Genomic DNA, 18,903 nt, shown 5'->3' on the forward strand with positions numbered 1-18,903 from the left:
GTATTCCAGTACTTTGGAGAAAGTCATGATAACCCTACGTAAGTCCAAACTGGGATGCACGACCTAAGATTTAGTGATTATGACTGAATATTTTGATGCTCTGGCCAATGGTTTTTTGGGAACGGTACGATGGACATGGAAATCCATTTTGTTCGAAGTTCCCTGGTATTCCAATTATTTTTGGGGCCTAATTTTAATATCCTTGGTCGTATGGGGACTGGAAATTCTTTTTCCCTGGCGGAAAGAGCAATCCATATTTAGGAAGGACTTTTGGTTGGATGCATTTTACATGTTCTTCAACTTTTTCATTTTCGCCATTGTGATCAGTGGTGTTTACAAATTGCTCGGTGTGCTTTTTAAGGATTTGGGCATCACCGCAACTACGTTGACCATTGTGGATATTGCCCATTGGCCGCAATGGGTTCAATTGCTCGTGTTTTTTGTGATTCTCGATTTTGTCCAATGGTTTACCCATGTGCTTTTGCACAAATACCCCATGTTATGGCAGTTTCATAAAGTGCACCACAGTGTAAAGGAAATGGGCTTTGCAGCGCACCTAAGGTTCCATTGGATGGAGAACATCCTCTACAAACCTCTAAAATCTTTGGGGGTAATGGTTTTGGGGGGATTTGAACCTGAGCAGGCCTATATAGTTCACTTTGCAGCTATTGCCATTGGCCATTTTAACCATGCCAATATTAAAATTACCTACGGTCCCTTGAAATATATCTTGAACAATCCGGTAATGCACCTGTACCATCATGCCTACACCATACCAGAAGGTTCGTATGGGGTCAATTTTGGAATAAGTTTAAGTATTTGGGATTATATCTTCAAGACCAACTACATTCCAGAAAGTGGTGGAAAAATAAAATTGGGGTTCCCTGGGGACGAAAAATTACCAAAGGGATTCTGGGGGCAGTTGGTATATGGTTTTAAAAAGCCGAAAAACTGAAAAGGGATTATTTCCCGCTATTTGAAGCATCAAAAACAATACTCCAAATACCCCTGACCTCATCCGGCCCGTAACCTATGGCCTCATCATCTGGATATAAACGGGACAAATGGGACAAGACTTCCGGTGCAATATTCGTTTCCGGTTTACCATGGCAATTCAGGCACATGGTATTGGTAACAATGGGATAGTAGAAATACACCTCTCCATTTTCTTCCTTTAAAATAGGCTCCACAGATTCTCCTGCAGCCACTTTATTTTTAAAAGTTTCGATATGTGTCAATTCTACGGCGTTTGCTCTATTATTTGGGTTTCTGGGCTTATCCGAAACTCTTTTAATGCGAGCATTGAAGTTTGTGGACATGCTGTCCGTTAAAGGATAGGCTCTTTCGTTGCAAAACAGAACAGCTTCTTCCACACCTTGGTTTTGGATGGTCCCCATTAAATTTTGTCCCAAGAGCTTTTTGGTTTCCAGAGCATACTTCATCCCTAGTTCTTTGGGACCTTGCTCCGAAGATGATTTACTGGGTTTTTTACCCTTATTGTACAGGGAATCACCTCTACGTTCCATCCAATGCTCCTTGAACCAATCGGGCTCCTCAATTTGATAGTCGAACATATACTCGGCTATCTTACGGATTTCCTCTTCTGGAAATTGTTGTGCGGGCATTAGACCAAATCGTCGGACCGCACCTCGCATTTGGGTGTTATCTTCCGATGGGGCGTTTACAAACCCCATAACCGCCTTTACAAATGCTTCCTTATCCTTGTAAGCATCAAGGTAATGTGCTTTAACGGCCACCATGGGCGGTCCAATGCGCTGACCATTTTCGGGAACCGATGGATTATGGCAGAGATAACATTTGCTCTCCATTAACTTTTTCCCCTCTTCCGGAGAAGTAGTGGACACTTGAGCCACTGGTTCAGGGTCTCCGTCAGAAGTTTTGGGACCCTGTTTGCAGGAAAGCATCAATAAAAAAAGTACTATGGAAATGGAAAATGGCTTCATTCCCTTGCCATTTTTCCGCTGGCACAGCTAACAAAGGATTTTGCTTTTTCCACTAGGCCATTTTGTTCGTCGATGGTAGGATAACCCAATTTTCTGAGGGTTTCTTTAACTAAGGAAGCATCATCGGCGCTTTGATGATCAAAGCTAACCGATGAGCTATCCTTCTCCACAATCACATCTTTAATATCTTTTATTTCCGAGAGTTTATTGGAAATTGTTTTCGCACATCCACCACATTTAAGGTTTTGTACTTGCAATGTTGTTTTCATTCAGCCTTGATTCCAGGTTAATAACTCCACGTCCTATAGCCTCCCCGAAGGTCGTACACTTCGGTAAAACCCATTTTTACCAGTTTACGAGCTGCACGTTGGCTCCTATTGCCGGATTGGCAATACAGGTATACGGGCTTTTCCTTATTTATTTTTGAAAATGCATTGTCAAATGCCGAACCTTGAAAAAAATCTATGTTCTTGGCCCCCTTTATGTGACCCGACATAAACTCTCCTTTGGTTCTTACATCGACCAGCTGTACCTTTCCTTTGGAAATGGCCTTTTTATATTCTTCCCTATCCAAAATTTGGATTTCATCCGGAAGTGACTGCCCTTTGAACAAAAAGCTTAATAACGACATATGCTATTTTAAAATTTACAGGACCAAAATACCTACGATTAAATGACTGGTCAGTAACGCTGGTTACACAAGCAATCGAAATCACTACATTTTAGTCTCTGACCCAATCGGCATAACCGCCGGAGTAATCGAATATTTTTGTAAAACCCTGCTCTTCCAAAACTTTGGCCGCATAATCACTTCGGGACCCTACCAGGCAATAGAGGTAAACAGGCCTATCCTTGTCCAGCTCCTCCAACTGTTTCAAAAAATTACTTGGCTTGCTCAGGTCAAAATTAACAGCTCCCTCGATGTGTCCCGCTTTATATTCGCCCGGTGTCCTTACATCGAGCAATTGCACATCCTTACCTATAACATCTTCCTTTAAGGTCTGTTTGTCGATGCGCTTTATGGCGTTCCCTTGTTGTGATTGACAGGAAACAACCCCCATAAAAAACAACAGGTAGAGGGCCAACTTTGGTACTACACGCATTTCCCGCTTATTTTAGGGTTGATGGGCATACATAATTGGTCACCGGAACGCCTGCATTTTTTATCTCCGCAAAACCTCCGGAAACATCCACTAAGTTGTGGATTCCCCTACTCTTTAAGATGGAAGAGGCTATCATGCTCCTGTACCCTCCGGCACAATGGATATAGAATTTATCCTTTTCCGGAAATTCCGCCAAATGATCGTTCAGGTATTCCAAGGGTGTCAAATGAGCGTCCACTACATGTTCCGCTTTATATTCGGATTCTTTTCTTACATCGAAAACAGGGACTCCCTTATCCACCATTTCCTTGAATTCCTTGGCATTTACATTTTCTACAGTATCGAATTCCTTGCCAGCTGCCTTCCAGGCCTCGATTCCTCCTTTTAAATACCCCAATGTATGGTCAAAACCTACCCGAGACAAACGGGTCACGGTCTCCTCTTCCTTACCTTCTGGCACAACTAAAAGGATGGGTTGCTCCACATCGGCGATCAGGGCACCTACCCATGGCGCAAAGCTTCCGTTCAATCCAATAAAAATAGATCTTGGAACATGTCCCTTGGCAAAATCGTCCTGATGACGTACATCCAATACAATGGCACCGGTCTCATTGGCCGCGACTTCGAACGCGTCGGGACTCATTGCATGTGTACCACGTTTTAGAACGGTATCGATATCTTCGTATCCCTCCTTGTTCATTTTTACGTTGAGAGGGAAATATTGTGGTGGTGGCAAAAGACCTTCGGTGACCTCGTCGATAAACTCTTCCCTGGTCATATCCGCTCTTAGGGCATAGTTCATTTTCTTCTGATTGCCCAAAGTATCGACTGTTTCCTTCATCATGTTTTTACCACAGGCAGAACCAGCTCCATGCGCAGGATAAACGATAACGTCGTCCGCCAAGGGCATTATTTTCTCGCGAAGACTGTCGAATAAGGTGCCGGCAAGTTCCTCTTGGGTCATATGTGCCGCTTTTTGAGCTAAATCTGGACGTCCCACATCACCCAAAAACAAGGTGTCCCCACTAAAGATAGCATGGTCCTTTCCATTCTCGTCCTTCAACAGAAAAGTGGAACTTTCCATTGTATGACCTGGGGTGTGAAGCACTTTTATAGTCAATTTGCCCAATTTGAATTCTTGACCGTCCTCTGCTATTGTCGCATCGAAAGAAGGCTTTGCGGTAGGACCGTAAACAATCTCGGCGCCAGTTTCTTTGGCCAGTGTAACGTGTCCGCTCACAAAATCGGCATGGAAATGGGTCTCGAAAATGTACTTGATCTTTGCTCCATCCTCTTCGGCTGTCTTTATATAGGGCTTTACTTCCCTTAATGGATCCACTATGGCAGCTTCTCCTTCGCTTTCTATGTAATACGCCCCTTGGGCCAAGCATCCTGTGTATATCTGTTCGATCTTCATGTGATAATGGTTTTTACCAAATATAGTCTTGTGATTCATATTGTTCTGTGACCAAAGTTACAAAGTCCTGGCTTTGTACTGTTGGGACACCTTTTTCTGTATATTGCTCAAAGTCTTTGGGTTATTGCAACATTCAACTGCGTCGTAAGTTTGGGCAAAAAGGTTCTCTTCGCCCAATACATCCATAATTCCACTGGTGTACAATATATCCCTAGTGGGGCCTATGGCGCCCGCTATCAAAAATTGTATGCCCTTTTCCCGTTGTTCCAAAATGATTCGTTCCAACATTACGGAAGCACTGCTATCTATATAATTAATGGCCTCTGCATTGAGCACTATAAATTTTAGTTTGGGGCCTTTCTTTTCAATTTGATGGTACAGTTGTTTTTTAAAGTAATCCTTGTTCCCAAAATATAGCTGTGCATCGAAACGTAATATCAACTTGTCCTCCTCTACCTCAACATCTTCTGAAAACCGGTTGACGTTTTTAAAATAATTGGTCCCCTTGATTTTCCCCAAAATAGCTATATGTGGATTGGAAATCCGATATACGAGCAATAACAGTGAAAGTAATACTCCTAAAAGTATGCCTTCTATCAAACCAATGGACAACGTCATAATAAAGGTGGCCACCAATAAGATGAACTCGTCCTTCCTATTTTTCCATAGCAACAGTGGATATTTTACATCTATAAGACCAAATACGGACACCATGATTATTGCTCCAAGAACAACGGTTGGTAAATTGTAGAAGAGCGGGGTTAAAAACAAAAGTACACAGGCCACGAGCAGGGCACTGAAAATTAATGCCATTCCGGTACGAGCCCCTGAATGATCGTTGATCGCCGTTCTTGAAAAGCTGCCAGACACGGAAAACGACTGGAAAAACGATCCAAAAATATTGGCCATTCCCAAGGCACGTAATTCTTGATTGGGATCTAAATCGTATTCAGGGTGTTTCTCTTCCACTGTCTTTGCAATGGATATGGATTCCATAAAACCAAACAAGGCCACCGTGAGTGCTATGGGCAAAAACTCACCTAATTTATCCCATTGCATCCCGGGTATTTGAAAACTGGGCAGACCCTTGGGTATTTCGCCGACTACCTTTATACCCTTGGCCTCCAACCCCAACAATACGACTGACAAAATTCCCAAAACAACCACCAATAACGGAATGGGCAATTTTTTATTTATTTTTTGTAGGCCTATGATAATGAGAACTACCAATACACCTATTCCAAAAGTGAGTAGGTTGATTTGTGGCAGACTGTTAAAAATGCTTCCTAAAAGCACATAAATTTTACCAGATTGCGGTAATTCGACCCCTAAAATATGTTTTAACTGACCCAGCCCGATTAAAATTGCGGCAGCTGAAGTAAATCCGCTAATAACAGGCTTGGATAAAAAATTAACGAAAAAGCCCATTTTTAAAATACCCAACAATAATTGGAGCAGTCCAATGAGCAATGTCAAGAAGATAACGGCGGCAATATATTCTTGGGGACCCGCTAGTTGCATGGCTCCGATTCCTGCTGCCACCAATAAGGAATCCATGGCGACTGGACCCACGGCCAATTGTCTGGATGTTCCTGTGACCGCATACACCAATTGTGGGACCAAAGCTGCGTACAGCCCATAAATAGGGGGCATACCCGCTATCATAGCATATGCCATCCCCTGCGGGATCAACATAATCCCCACGGTAAATCCTGCAACTAAGTCGCCATAGAATGTTGAACGATTATAGTTGGATATCCATGTTAAAAAAGGGAAAATCCTTTTGAGCATGCGATCGGTTTTGTGCAAAAATAATATGCCTACATGCAACCCTCAGTAACAAAGGGCACAGACTTACAGGTCGATTACATGGATGTAATTTCTGTGCAAGACCAGTTTTTTCATTTTTTCCAGTTTTTTCAGCAATCTGGAAACCACCACCCTTGAGGTGTGCAGATCATAGGCAATCTCTTGATGCGTACTTCGTATACGGTTGTCCTTGGTCACCTCAACCTTCTTTTTGAGATAATCCATAAGTCGTTGATCTAAATTTTTGAATGCGATACTGTCCACCGTTTGTAAGAGCTCGTTCAATCGGTTTTGATAGCTGTCAAAAACGTAGTTTCTCCACCCTTTGTACTTGGCCATCCATTCTTCCATTTTCTGAACCGGGACCATCACTATTTTGGCATCGGTTTCCGTAATGGCCCTTATCTCACTTTTAGTATGCCCCATACAACAGGCCATGGTCACAGAACAAGTTTCTCCCTGTTCAAGATAGTACAGTAGCAATTCGTCTCCTTCATCATCTTCGCGAAGAACTTTAATGGCCCCGGACAACAATAAGGGCATACTCCTGATATATTGCCCAATGTCCATAATGGTCTCTCCCGCGGGGACTTCTATTATCTTTCCTTCCTGAACAATCTCATCTATAAGGGGTTGCTCAAAATAGTTGCTGAATATTCCTAAAAGTTCTTCTTCCATAAAGTTTAAATACATCCCCTAAGGTAACCATTTTGAAAAAAACGATGGCCCATAGGGGACCCTTTAAAAGAAAGACCCGAACCATGGGCCCGGGTCTTCATCATTAACGCAAACTAATAAACTGAATCAAACGTACTTAAACTATAATTTTATGGGTTTTCCCTTGATGTCGTCCTCGATGGGCATTCCCAATATTTTTAGGATCGTTGGGGCAATCTGATTGGAATACAATTGCTCGTCCTGTTTAACCTCACCCAAATTCTCAACACCCTGGCCAAATGTTACGAACCAAACTTGTCCTGCGCCTTTTACATCGGCACCATGGCTTCTCCAGGTATCCAGCGGCTGCGTTCCCCTACCATGGTCCGTAGTGATCAAAAACACCGTTTGATCCTTGTAGAAATCATCCTGTTGGGTAAATTCCCAAATATCCTTGATCAGGGCATCGGTATTGTATGCCGATTTTAAATAAGCCTGATAATCCCCATCATGGGCAAAATCATCGGTTTCACCATATGAAATATAGACCAGCCTCGGATGTTCCTTTTTCATATGTTCCAAGGCATAATGATGGGTAAATGCATCCAATCGAACACTGCCCCATGGACTTGGAATTTGACCTTGCAATTCGTTCAAGAACTTCTCTTTTTCCGTCAAATCCACTGTTGCCTCCTCGAAACCAGCGTTTACCGGCACCCCAGAACGCTCCTCGTTCACAATGAACGGGAAAACGTCCCAACTACCAAAGGCGGCAACTTTTCCTTTCCCTTCGGAGGTATTGTTGTACCGTTCCAAAATGGTGGTGTTGGGGTTTTGCATTTTATCATTGCTCCTGATATGCACATCGTCCGCAGAACCTGTCAAGATTTCGTTGTAGCCAGGATAGGAAAACCACATGCTATTGGTCAGATCGACTTTGCTCCCCTTGTTCCTGTTCCCGTGAATTTGACCCGTTTTTTCTACTTGGCTCCAGAAAAAAGGCATCAAAACCGATCTTCGGTCTTCTGGGGTTTCTTTCCAAAAAGCCTCGGTCAACATATCAGCATCATGGACGTAATCCTTGTTCCCGATCAATAATGAATCGGCACCAGTGAACAGTTCCTGCCAACGAAAACCGTCCAAGGTGATCAGTATTACTTTGGTATCCTTTGTGCTTTGCGCATGGATGTTAAAGCTTGCTGCGAAGGCAGCCATCAAAAGCAAAATCCTATTTTTCATTTTCTTCCTTTGTTTTAAATGATGCTATTTCGGACCAATCACTCCAATTCAGGTTTTGATCACGGTAACGAACCCTCCAGTAATAGGTTCTGCCGGGTTTCAATCGTTTTGTTTTTTCATCGGTCAGATCGTCGTCCTTTTGACGGTCTTCTTTGTAATACCAGTTTTCGAACTGTTTCCAGCTATCCAAGGCCAACTTTTCAAAATCTTGTGATTCAGAAACCTGCCAGTGTGCCGCAGCATGGAATGCTCCGCTCAACGAACTTGAAAATTCGTTAGCTTTTAAAGTGGCAAAATCATCGGCAACGATTATATCGTTGATGGGTGAGACAACCTTTGGCGCATCAGGCTTCTTCTCCAATCGCCAAATGGTTATGCTATCCCTAAGCTCATTTTGTCTTGATTTTATATTGTTGCCCTGACTGATTCTTTTAATGGTGAACTTGGGGTCGTTTCTGTTTCCGTCCACTTCTACCATCACAAAACCGTATTCGTCTTGGGTAACGGTAAACTCATCGTAATCCCTGCCCTCAAACTCGCCCCAATTGTCTATGGCGCCACCCGCAGAGGCCACATTGATCCATAAGTGTTTATGGTCTCGTGATTGTCCTCTTGAATATCCATGGGTATGTCCAAAAAAGTGGATGCTAGGTTTTCCTGTTTTGGTCGAAAATGCTTCCAACATTTTCACGACTCTTCCTGTTGATTCTTCTTCACCGGGAATCCAAAGTTCCGATTTGTGCGGGTGGTGCAATTGAGCGAACACAAAATCGATGTTGTCGTCCTTCTCGGTATCGGCCAATACTTTTTCCAGCCATTGATATTGTTCCCCCAGATCACGATACCCATCATTGGAATTCAAGCCAATAATTCGAGTGTTGCCGTAATCTTTGTACCACCAATGCTCAGCGTAGGCGGGTGTTCCGTTTTTGGGTAAGCTGAAATATTTGAAGTAAAAAACAGAATTGCGTTCGTGATTGCCCAAAACGGGATATACGGGCACCTCTGCAAACAACTTTTGTGCTGGATCAAAAAAATGCTCCTTCCATTGATAATATTTACTGCCCCTCTCTACCAAATCCCCCGGTATCATCACCATGGCAAGGTTATCGGGCAACTTGCCGCCATGTTCTTTTTCCAAATACTGAAGCACTCCTTGGTTCACGATTTCGGAAAACTTGTTGGGATGCTGACTATCGTATTGCATATCGCTCATGGCAACGATGTTGAAGCTCTCCTGATCGGTTGCGAACGGTGGGGTCTTAAACTGAAAAATATCGGACGTAGCCTTGCCGGTCCTTACCCGGTAATAATATTCCGTGAATCGTTTTAGACCTTCCAGTTTAACCGTATGCACTCTGGATTCGGAAAAATTGATGTCCTCAGCTTTTCCAGAAGTCCGTTTACCCAATTTTTCAGTGGCTCCCCATTCCACGATACTTTCTTCGCCGCTTGTGGTTTCCCACATGATCACGATGGAATTTGGTTCCGCATCCTGTAAATAGGGCTGCACTAAAATTTGGGGTTGAGACTGGGCGGTGAGTTGCATCACACCCACAAAAAATACAATGAGTAGTTGGTTGATTTTTTTCATTAGGCTATAGCATTGGTTTTTAAAAAGGCACAATTCAATATTTCGATTGCCTTTTCCAGTTCTTCTCTTGTTATGGTCAATGGTGGGGACAGTTGCAGTACATTTCCTTTGGAAACCTTAAAACTCAATCCCTGTTTTAAACACTCGTACATAATTTCTTCGGCTTCGGCAGTCGCTTTTTTCTTAGTAGACCTATCGGTTACCAATTCGATTCCCCACAGAAGTCCAACACCACGCACATCACCGATCAAGGAATATTTTCGATGCATTTTTCGAAGGGCCCTCCTCATAAACTCTTCATCATCCTTTACCTTTTGCAGTATGTTCTCTTCTTCGATTACTTCCAAAAGGGTCAATCCTGCCATGGAACCCAACGGACTTTTCTCGTGGGTGTAATGACCTAGGGAAATGTCTCCGAATGTATTGTACTCCTCTCTGGTCACAATGGCAGCCTGAGGAACAATGCCACCGCCTAGTCCTTTGCCCAAACACAGAATATCTGGTTCAATATCAAACAGTTCGTACGCAAACATTTTCCCAGTACGTCCAAATGCGATGGGGATCTCATCCAAAATCAATAGAACTCCATGTTTGCTGCACAGCTCCCTTGCTCCCTTCCAGAATTTTTTTGATGGGACCTGTACATCGGTATTGCGAATGGTCTCTGCCAAAAACGCCCCGATTTGATGGTCTTTTTCCAAAACGTATTCCAAATATTCGAGTGCTTTGTCCTCATTGCCCTCAAAAATTCCTCGGTAGGTTATTGGGGGTGGTATCCTTTCAATCCCGGGCATCATAGGCCCCATATATTCTTGAAAAACAGATTCCCCTCCCACACTAATGGCATCCAGATTAGCGCCATGGAACGAATCCCAAAAAGAGACCACTTTGTGTTTTCCTGTTACGGCACGGGCTAATTTTAACGCAATTCCTATGGCTGAACTGCCATTTGGAGTGAGCAAAATTCGGTTAAGCCCCTTAGGGGTGTAGGAAGTTAATTTTTCCGCGAATTGAATGGCTGTTTCGTTCGCATATCTTCGGGTGGAAAAAGTCAAGCCCTGAAGCTGTTCGGTTAATTTGCCCACCATTTTTGGATGGGAAAATCCGATTTGGTGCACATTGTTCCCGTGAAAATCCAGGTATTTTTTCCCAGAAACACTTTCAATGTAAGAGCCTTCACAATTTTGGAGCACGTCCAAACAAGGCGTTGACATGGATTGGTGCATAAAGTATTTTGCATCCTTTTCCAGTAACACCCTTGTTTCTTCGCCTACTTCGTTCCGCAACCATTCCCGCCGTGCAGGAGTCAGGTTGATATCGCCTTCCACAACAGATTCTGAGTTGTGCTTATCGCGCTTTATATGGTCCATGTTCAGTTAATATTTCCCGTTCTTCGGATGCATCGTTCAATACATAAACTTTGTATGTGTCTCCATTGTCGTACACCCGAACAACAATATGTCCATTCTGACTTTTATATTGGTCCAACCTGCCACCGATCACGTCCTTGGTGCCTTGCAGCATAATGGTTGAAAAAATATCCCGGTCACCGGGGTATAATTGTTTTGATAATATTCTGCGGAGGACTTCTTCTCCGGGATGGTCCGCCGTCCAGTTTTGTTGGATCCAAACTCGGGGTCTTATGGTCCGGACATAAAATGGATTTTGAGAATCCCTGTTCCCATGATGATTGAGTGTTGCCACATCCACAGCTCCGACCACCGGTGCCACATGTGATTCCAATGCGTTGATGTCGGTTTGACCCAGGCCGTCGATTCCGGCAATGTCTCCTCCTGTGTAATAATTGAACTTGCCAAAATCGATTCGAATGGCATTGCTCAATGGGTTTTCCCCATGGAACTCACCTTTCTTAAAAAGAGAATGGAAAGAATCGTCAAAGCCCGTCCAAATATTTCCGTTCGAGGCAATATTTTGCACCAAAAATTCAGGGAAGTCCTTTGGATGATGACGCAATACAATTTGATTTGCACTTCCAACCTTCAAGGCTTCGTTTTTCAGTCCTACCTTTTCAGATTGATAATCGATAAACTTCCAATACTCTTTCAAAGTAGGAATCAATCCATATTTGTCATTGGAAAACCGTTCTTGTGATTGCACTTTCCCATCTTTTAAGTCCAATGGAAAGTCGAACCCACGATCGATTAATTTTTTAATGGGAATCAAAGTGCCAACTTCCATAATCCCGGTCAGTTGATACCCTCCCGGTGCTATTTTTCGCAAAGAATCAACTTCACCAAAATGATCGTCGTGGTAATGGGTAATCAGTGCATAATCCAACCTTCTCTCCTGTTTTTTGGGCAAAAATTGATCTATATAATCCACTATCCATTCCGGTGCTGTTTTGGACCTGTTCGGAACCAGCTTTGCATTTCTGCTCGATGTGGTTCGTTCATGGGTCTCTGACATGTCCCCTGCATCCACCAACATGGTTGTACCATCGGGAAATACCATAAAAGCGGCATCGCCCCTACCGGTATTGATATGGTGAATATCCAAATAGCCAAGTTGCCATGGAGGTAATTGTTCGGTTTGCCCATTGGAAATGGAGGCCATCAAAATACTGATGAGCAGTAGACCAATTTTATTGAGGTTGAAATGCATTCTTATTTTTCTCTATATAAATGATTTGCAGGAATGATTTGTTTTGGGGTATTCGGTCCTTTGTATTTCACATCCAAATGATAGCCGCCTCCCCCGTTAAAAAACTCCACGCGAACCAAATGTTTTCCTTGGTTCAAATCCAACGAACCACTGCGCTCCATTACGCCATGGTCACCATCATTGTCCACGATTTGGGTTCCATTTACATAGAGCTTACTACCATCATCACTATTGGTAAAAAAGGTATAACTACCTTCTTCCAATATATCCAAGTAACTTTCGAAAACCACTGCTATCTGCTCTTGAGGCATATCTTCAGCAAGTGATTGCTTGTGTGAAAACTCGGTAACAAAACCTTTATGCGATGGACTCAAATTTGAAAAATCCGGTAATTTGACAATCCCTGCGATTTCATAAACCTGAAACTTTACCGCATCCTCATTTGATTCAGGCACAATCCTAAAATTTCCTTCTGCAATGGTGCTCACCAATCGCCCTTCATTAAATATCCCAGCTTTGATGATGGTGGTCTGTTTTAAATAGAAGGTGTCCTTGTATGCTTGGCTATTTTCCAAAGAGGGTACTTTGTCTCCTATGGTGTATCGAACTTCTCCTACATTATTTGGGTTTTGAATCACAACAGCTACGGAGTCTGCTTTAAAAACTCCCCCGGACGGCTCAAAATAGCCTGCATCCGGAAGAATTTTGGGTTGGGTTATTTGCTTTTTACGCTTATAGATAAGTTTTGGGGCCTCATTTCCTATAAAAGCTCCTTTTACAGGTCGACCAATCCAAGCTTGCGGCGTTTTCAATCCCATAGCATAGGCGACAGTTGGTGCATTATCGTATTGATAAACGGTTTCTTCCATTTTATATCCTTTTTTGATACCGGCACCGTACAGAATGAATGGGATCTCCATTTCTGCCAAACTTTCCCCTCCATGACCAAAGCCCAATCCGCCATGGTCGGCAGATACTATGAACATGGTTTTCTCAAAGATTCCAGCTTGTTTGGTCGCATCTAAGATTGCTGCAATAAGGGAGTCTGCCTTTTCTACCGATTTGTAATAATCTGGGCTGCCGTGGCCCAAAGCATGACCTGCATGATCCACATGGTCCAGGTGCACAAAAGTGAACTTTGGGGTATGTGCTTTGATGTAGTCCACCGCAGCTTGGGTGGTTTTGTCCTCATGGTCCCCATCAATATCAAAATCAACGTCCGATTTCTCGAACAAACGACCGAAACCATCCCAATCGTAAATGGCACCTACATGGGACTCGGGTTGTTGATCTTTGAACAAGGTAAATATGGTTGGAAAAGTTCCATTTTCTGTTTGAACAACGGGTGGCAATTGATGGTTGAATTTTTCCCAACCATTCGAAGTCACACCATGTTGTTCGGTATCGGCCCCCATGATCATACTGGCCCAGTTTGGACTGGAACTGGATGGGAGCACTGATCTTGCATGCATGGTCGCCGCTCCATTCTGGATCATTGAATCCATTGTTGGGGTGCTGGCATTTTGAATCCCATTGGGACTCATGCCATCTATCCCGATGACAACAATATGTTCAATTCCCTTTGGAGTTGCATCCGTATCAGAAGAACAAGACCACAGGAACAAAGTTCCCATGGTCATGATCATTGCTATATCAAACTTCTTAAAACACATTGGCAAACCTTAGTTTTCCCACCAAACCTTGGTAGTTATTTGGTCACCACCGATTCTGGTAGCAGCTTCGGTATAGTTTGTATTGTTCAAGGATTCCTCGTTACTTGGATACTCGAACCTACTTGGGTACACATCGTAGAAGGCGTCTGGCCCCGGTGCAATTGTAGCTGGGAACCCGGTTCTTTTATATTCGATGAAGCCTTGGTAGTCGGTATAGAACAAGTTGATGTACTTCTGGGTCATAATGGTTTCCAACGAATTGTCGAAAGCTACGGCCGCACTGCTCAAATAATCTGCTGGAAGATCTACACCCCAATATTCGAAATTTGCGGTTATCCCTTCTTCGTAAAATGATTGGGCATCACCGGATATCCATCCTCTTTGTGCAGCTTCGGCCAATATAAATTGTACTTCGGAGTACAGCATCAACCTTGCTTGGTTGGTATTCGGCTGAAAGTAGAAGTAATCGATATTGAATTTAGAAAGGAATGCATCCCCACCTTGATAGGTGTAGGCGGGTCCATCGACCACACCGTTCAACATCCCAACAATTTCTGGCGTGCCCGCTTCCACGGAGTTGGCCGTTGGGTCGGCAAAGAATTCCAATCGTGGATCGTTCAATCCTTCCAACATGGTAACAAAATGCTCCGAAATTCTGTATTCGTTGTACGACCCCACACGATAAACAGACTCTTCGGTTACAGGGTGGGCATCTGGATTAGCTGCCAAGAATGTAAGGGCTGCGTTATCATCGTTGGATTCCATAATAGGGAACTGAGCAGGACTGTTGTACATCTCGGAGATGGTGCTAGAGGCAACAGAAGGCGAAACTTCACTCAAACGCAGTGCAAGACGCATTCTTAATGAGTTGGCGAATTTTCTCCACATGTCCAAATCACCATCAAAAAGTAAATCCCCTTTGATCTGTGTTAAATTGGATCCGGCCAAAAGTGAGTTTGCCGCTGCGAGCTCGGCGAGCATGGCCGTATATATCGCTTCCTGTGTATCGTACATAGGTGTATAATTTTCTTCACTTGCTTGGTTTACTTCCGAGTAAGGTACATCTCCCCACATATCGGTAAGAATACTGTACGCCCAAGTTTGCATGATCTTGGAAACGGCCACATAACTGTTCAGTTCGTTTTCGCTGGCCAGATTTTCCAATTCCTTTGCATCCCTGATGGTGTAGTAATAATTGTTCCAAGCTCCACTTTGGTCACCCCAATCGAACAGGTCGAAAGAGGTAAATACGATACGCGCACCATATTGTCCCATTAGGTTTCCTTCACTCCAAGAACCCCCTACTGCTTCACGAATGGATCTTCTTTGAAGATTGGTCAAAAGCAATTCTGGGTTTTGGTTAATGTTCAATGCAACATCTGGATTATCGTTGCTCACGTCAAACTTGTCACAGGACCCAAGGGTCATTGCAAGTACTGTCGCTATTAAAAATATCTTTTTCATGTTGTTATTGTTAACCTGATTAAAATTCTACGTTGATTGCAAATCCTAAACTACGAGTAGTCGGTACGGTGGCATTTTCAACCCCTGGCACATAGCTTCCTCCTCCGAAAGACAATAGTTCTGGGTCACCGTGATTGAAGTCTTTTGCCCACATCCAAAGGTTGGTTCCGATAAGGGAGAAGCTCAATTTTTTGATATCATCACCTTTGAACAATTTGGTTGGAAAATCGTAAGTCAACCTTGCTTCTCTCAACTTAACAAAAGTGGCATCGTAAATACCTTCGGTATCGTTGTCCCTTCTATATCTGTTGTTGTGGTAAGCGTTGGCTGCAACGATTACATTGTTGGGCACATATTCCCCATCTTGTAACATCACTCCATCACCGATGATACCATCTGTTTGCGCAACTCCATTTCCATCTGTATAAGAAAGTCCGGAATCTGTAATACCTGGGTGCGGACCTCCATATTCTGGAGAGCGTCCCCAAAGGGTTTCCACTACGTTACCGGAAGTGGCGGCGATCAAACGTGTTCTGGATAGCAATTCACCACCTTGTCTCCAATCCAATAGAAAGTTAAAGGAAAGGTTCTTGTATGAAATAGTGTTGTTCCAACCCAACGTAAAGTCAGGGTTAAAGTTTCCTACTTTTCTTAGTGTGTTGTCTTGTTGTACCAAACCATTATTGAAGATCACTTCACCATAATAAGGACTATTTACGTCTTCAACTTTTACCAATCCGGTTCCGTACATATCTCCAAGAGATCCTCCTTCTTCGGCAACCAATGAAATACCGTTACCTCCGTATTGGTATCTTTCCACATCATCCGCCAATTCCAGAACCTTATTTCTGTTCAACCCGAAGTTGAAAGAAGTATTCCAGTTGAAGCTTTGATTGGAAATCGGGTTTGCACTCAACATAATTTCCAATCCTTGGTTACGGATCTTACCGGCATTGATTGTTCTTGCTGTTTTACCTGAGGTAATAGGCAGGTCAATATCCAAAATCTGGTTTTTGGAAACTGTGTTATAGTAAGTGGCATCCAACGAAAGCTTGTTGTTGAAGAACCTTAAGTCGGTACCGAACTCGTAAGAAGTTTGAATCTCCGGCTTCAAATCGAAGTTTGGCAACGTATTGGTAGGCCCTGCAGTTGGATTATCCCCTACCGGGGTTCCCAATGCATAGTATTCCGATAGTCTGTAGGCATCGGTATCGCTACCCACTTGAGCCCAACCTCCCCTAAGTTTCGCAAAGCTCAGTACATCTTGGTTTCCAAAATCAAAAAGATCGGATAAAACCACACTCAACGAAGCTGAAGGGTAGAAATATGAGTTGTTCTGCTCTGGCAGTGTTGAAGACCAGTCGTTACGAGCGGTAAGGTCCAGGTAGATACTATTGTCCCATCCCAATTGCGCAAAAGCATACAAAGAGTTGATTTGCTTTTCCGGGCGGCTGGAACGTTGTACCAATGCTCCATCAACATTGGAGAAAGAATAGATTCCAGGAATCAAAAGCTTATTGGCCATCAATGAATTGTAATGGTTCTTCTGTACCATTCTGTTTCCACCAAAGTTTGCATTGACATGAAGTTTGCTGGTCACATCCTTGTCGTAGGTCAACAAGAAATCCAAGTTGGTTTCCTGGAAGTTGATCTTATCTTCCCTGAACTGTCCATTTGGAAAACGCTGTGTGGAATAAGCCCTTTTGATCGTTCTGTATTCCGAGAAGAAATCGCGACCACCTCTTACCATAAACTTGAAGTCATCACTGATATCATAGGTAGCGGAAAGGTTACCAATGATTCTGTCCTTTGCCAAACCGTTTGTATTCTCATACATGGTAAAGTAAGGGTTATCGTGATAGTTATAATTGTAATTGTACTGCTGGAAGCCTTCCAAACCATCTTGCCAGTAGTTTCTCAAACTATTTACATTCACTTGCTGACCCCACCAGATGAACAAGTACATTACCGATTCCGTTCCATATCCGTTTACGTGACGGTTGTCCGAATCCGAACGTATATAGTTGATTTTGGAAGAAACTTTTAGTCTATCGGAGATCTGATAATCACCGGAAGCAGAGATTGTATTCCTTTTAATATCGGTGTTTGGAACAATACCCTTGTTATCCAAGTTGGTATAGCTAACCCGATAATTACCGCTATCGTTAGATCCGAAAAAAGAAACTGTATTGATAAGCGTCCTACCGGTCTCCATAAATTCTTCGGCAGGATTTCCGCCGTATACAAATGGGGTAGGCGTTATTGTTCCCCTTCTGGCCAGATCAACACCTGAAGAACCGAGGACATAGTCCAGACCATGAACGTCACCTCCCCGAAGTCCGTTGGATGTAGGAGAATCGTGCTGTGCACGCAAGGTACCGTCCAAAAGCGGACCCCAAGATTCGTCCACACCATCGTATGTACCGCTTCCGTAACCATCCACAAATTGGAAATCAAAGTTTTTACCTTGACCGTACACTCCTTGATATTCAGGAGCTTTTAAAACACTTTCAAAGGTTGTCTTGGAGCTAAAGCTAACTCCACCTTTACGCCCTCTACCAGATTTGGTAGTGATAATAACCGCTCCGTTCGCAGCTCTGGAACCATATAGCGCAGTTGCGTTCGCTCCTTTAAGTACAGAAATGGATTCCACATCATCCGGGTTGATCTCGGCTGCACCGTTACCATAATCCAAGTTCATGTTGGAGGCACCTCCAAGGGTGTTGGTCCTTGTATCCGTTGTATTGTTGATCGGAATACCATCCACTATAAATAGTGGTTGGTTATCTCCCTGCATAGAGGAGTAACCCCTGATCACTACCGATGACGATTGTCCGGGACCGGTACCGTTTGTAACTACCTGTACACCGGCAGTTCTACCAGATAAGGTACTTACTGTATTGGTACTTGTGGATTGAGAGATTTCCTCTCCAGCAACCTTTTGTACCGAATACCCCAAGGATTCTTCGTCCCTGGTAATGTTCAAAGCGGTAACAACAACTTCGTCCAGCAATTGTGAATCTGGTTGCATCACCACTGTTGCGGTAGATTTACCCGCAGTTTGAAGATCTTGTGAAATATATCCTATATAGGATACCACCAAGATTTCGTCGCCCTGTGGAAGTTCGATCTCGAAATTTCCATCAAAGTCTGTGGCCACCCCATTGGAGCTGCCTTTTACAACTACCGAAGCACCGGGCAATGGCACGTTGTTCTCGTCTAATACCTTTCCTGAAAAGGTGACTTGCGAATAGCTAATTATACTTACTGTAAATGCAAGTAAAAATGCTACAATCGATTTTTTCATTTGTTGAGTATTTGTAAAATTCGGTTAATTATTTATCAACAAATATCCAACACA

15 protein-coding genes are annotated in these 18,903 nt (G+C 43.3%); 1 reads left to right on the plus strand and 14 read right to left on the minus strand.

Annotated features, from left to right (window positions below; all coding sequences use genetic code 11):
- Positions 1–79: 79 nt before the first annotated feature.
- A complete protein-coding gene (locus PY091_RS11635) occupies positions 80–955 on the plus strand; it encodes a sterol desaturase family protein (protein ID WP_275649826.1) in 876 nt (291 codons plus the stop codon).
- A gap of 7 nt (positions 956–962) precedes the next feature.
- Here the strand turns inward: PY091_RS11635 and PY091_RS11640 are convergent, their stop codons facing one another.
- The 14 genes from PY091_RS11640 to PY091_RS11705 form a co-directional block, all read right to left on the minus strand.
- Positions 963–1,964: a c-type heme family protein gene (locus PY091_RS11640; RefSeq protein ID WP_275649827.1), complete on the minus strand. Its 1,002-nt coding sequence runs from the start codon at positions 1,962–1,964 to the stop codon at positions 963–965.
- A complete protein-coding gene (locus tag PY091_RS11645; RefSeq protein WP_275649828.1) occupies positions 1,961–2,233 on the minus strand; it encodes a heavy-metal-associated domain-containing protein in 273 nt (90 codons plus the stop codon). Before PY091_RS11645 ends, PY091_RS11640 begins: the two co-directional genes overlap by 4 nt.
- Positions 2,234–2,250: 17 nt before the next feature.
- The gene (locus PY091_RS11650; RefSeq protein ID WP_275649829.1) at positions 2,251–2,595 is read right to left on the minus strand and encodes a rhodanese-like domain-containing protein; all 345 of its coding nucleotides are present in this window, start codon (positions 2,593–2,595) and stop codon (positions 2,251–2,253) included.
- Positions 2,596–2,686: 91 nt separating this feature from the next.
- The gene (locus tag PY091_RS11655) at positions 2,687–3,067 is read right to left on the minus strand and encodes a rhodanese-like domain-containing protein (RefSeq protein ID WP_275649830.1); all 381 of its coding nucleotides are present in this window, start codon (positions 3,065–3,067) and stop codon (positions 2,687–2,689) included.
- A 7-nt stretch (positions 3,068–3,074) separates the two neighbouring features.
- A complete protein-coding gene (locus PY091_RS11660; RefSeq protein WP_275649831.1) occupies positions 3,075–4,484 on the minus strand; it encodes an MBL fold metallo-hydrolase in 1,410 nt (469 codons plus the stop codon).
- 57 nt (positions 4,485–4,541) lie between these two features.
- Positions 4,542–6,275, minus strand: a complete 1,734-nt coding sequence (locus PY091_RS11665) for a SulP family inorganic anion transporter (RefSeq protein ID WP_275649832.1) — start codon at positions 6,273–6,275, stop codon at positions 4,542–4,544.
- Between the two features lie 63 nt (positions 6,276–6,338).
- Positions 6,339–6,971: a Crp/Fnr family transcriptional regulator gene (locus tag PY091_RS11670; RefSeq protein ID WP_275649833.1), complete on the minus strand. Its 633-nt coding sequence runs from the start codon at positions 6,969–6,971 to the stop codon at positions 6,339–6,341.
- Positions 6,972–7,112: 141 nt separating this feature from the next.
- A complete protein-coding gene (locus PY091_RS11675) occupies positions 7,113–8,189 on the minus strand; it encodes an alkaline phosphatase family protein (protein WP_275649834.1) in 1,077 nt (358 codons plus the stop codon).
- Positions 8,179–9,783, minus strand: a complete 1,605-nt coding sequence (locus tag PY091_RS11680) for a fibronectin type III domain-containing protein (RefSeq protein ID WP_275649835.1) — start codon at positions 9,781–9,783, stop codon at positions 8,179–8,181. The genes PY091_RS11675 and PY091_RS11680 overlap by 11 nt, the downstream gene beginning before the upstream one ends.
- Positions 9,783–11,153, minus strand: coding sequence for a (R)-1-hydroxy-2-aminoethylphosphonate ammonia-lyase (gene pbfA, locus PY091_RS11685; protein WP_275649836.1), 1,371 nt, complete (start codon positions 11,151–11,153; stop codon positions 9,783–9,785). The genes PY091_RS11680 and pbfA overlap by 1 nt, the downstream gene beginning before the upstream one ends.
- Entirely contained in the window at positions 11,131–12,405 is a 1,275-nt protein-coding gene (locus tag PY091_RS11690; RefSeq protein ID WP_275649837.1) for an MBL fold metallo-hydrolase, read from the minus strand. The genes pbfA and PY091_RS11690 overlap by 23 nt, the downstream gene beginning before the upstream one ends.
- A gap of 2 nt (positions 12,406–12,407) precedes the next feature.
- The gene (locus PY091_RS11695) at positions 12,408–14,078 is read right to left on the minus strand and encodes an alkaline phosphatase family protein (protein WP_275649838.1); all 1,671 of its coding nucleotides are present in this window, start codon (positions 14,076–14,078) and stop codon (positions 12,408–12,410) included.
- Between the two features lie 9 nt (positions 14,079–14,087).
- Positions 14,088–15,542: a SusD/RagB family nutrient-binding outer membrane lipoprotein gene (locus PY091_RS11700; RefSeq protein ID WP_275649839.1), complete on the minus strand. Its 1,455-nt coding sequence runs from the start codon at positions 15,540–15,542 to the stop codon at positions 14,088–14,090.
- Positions 15,543–15,561: 19 nt separating this feature from the next.
- Positions 15,562–18,849 (minus strand): SusC/RagA family TonB-linked outer membrane protein, encoded by a 3,288-nt coding sequence (locus tag PY091_RS11705; protein ID WP_275649840.1) that lies wholly within the window; start codon positions 18,847–18,849, stop codon positions 15,562–15,564.
- Between the last annotated feature and the right edge of the window lie 54 nt (positions 18,850–18,903).

The sequence above is a fragment of the Flagellimonas okinawensis genome (genome assembly GCF_029194005.1).
GTDB classification, from domain to species: Bacteria; Bacteroidota; Bacteroidia; order Flavobacteriales; family Flavobacteriaceae; genus Flagellimonas; species Flagellimonas okinawensis.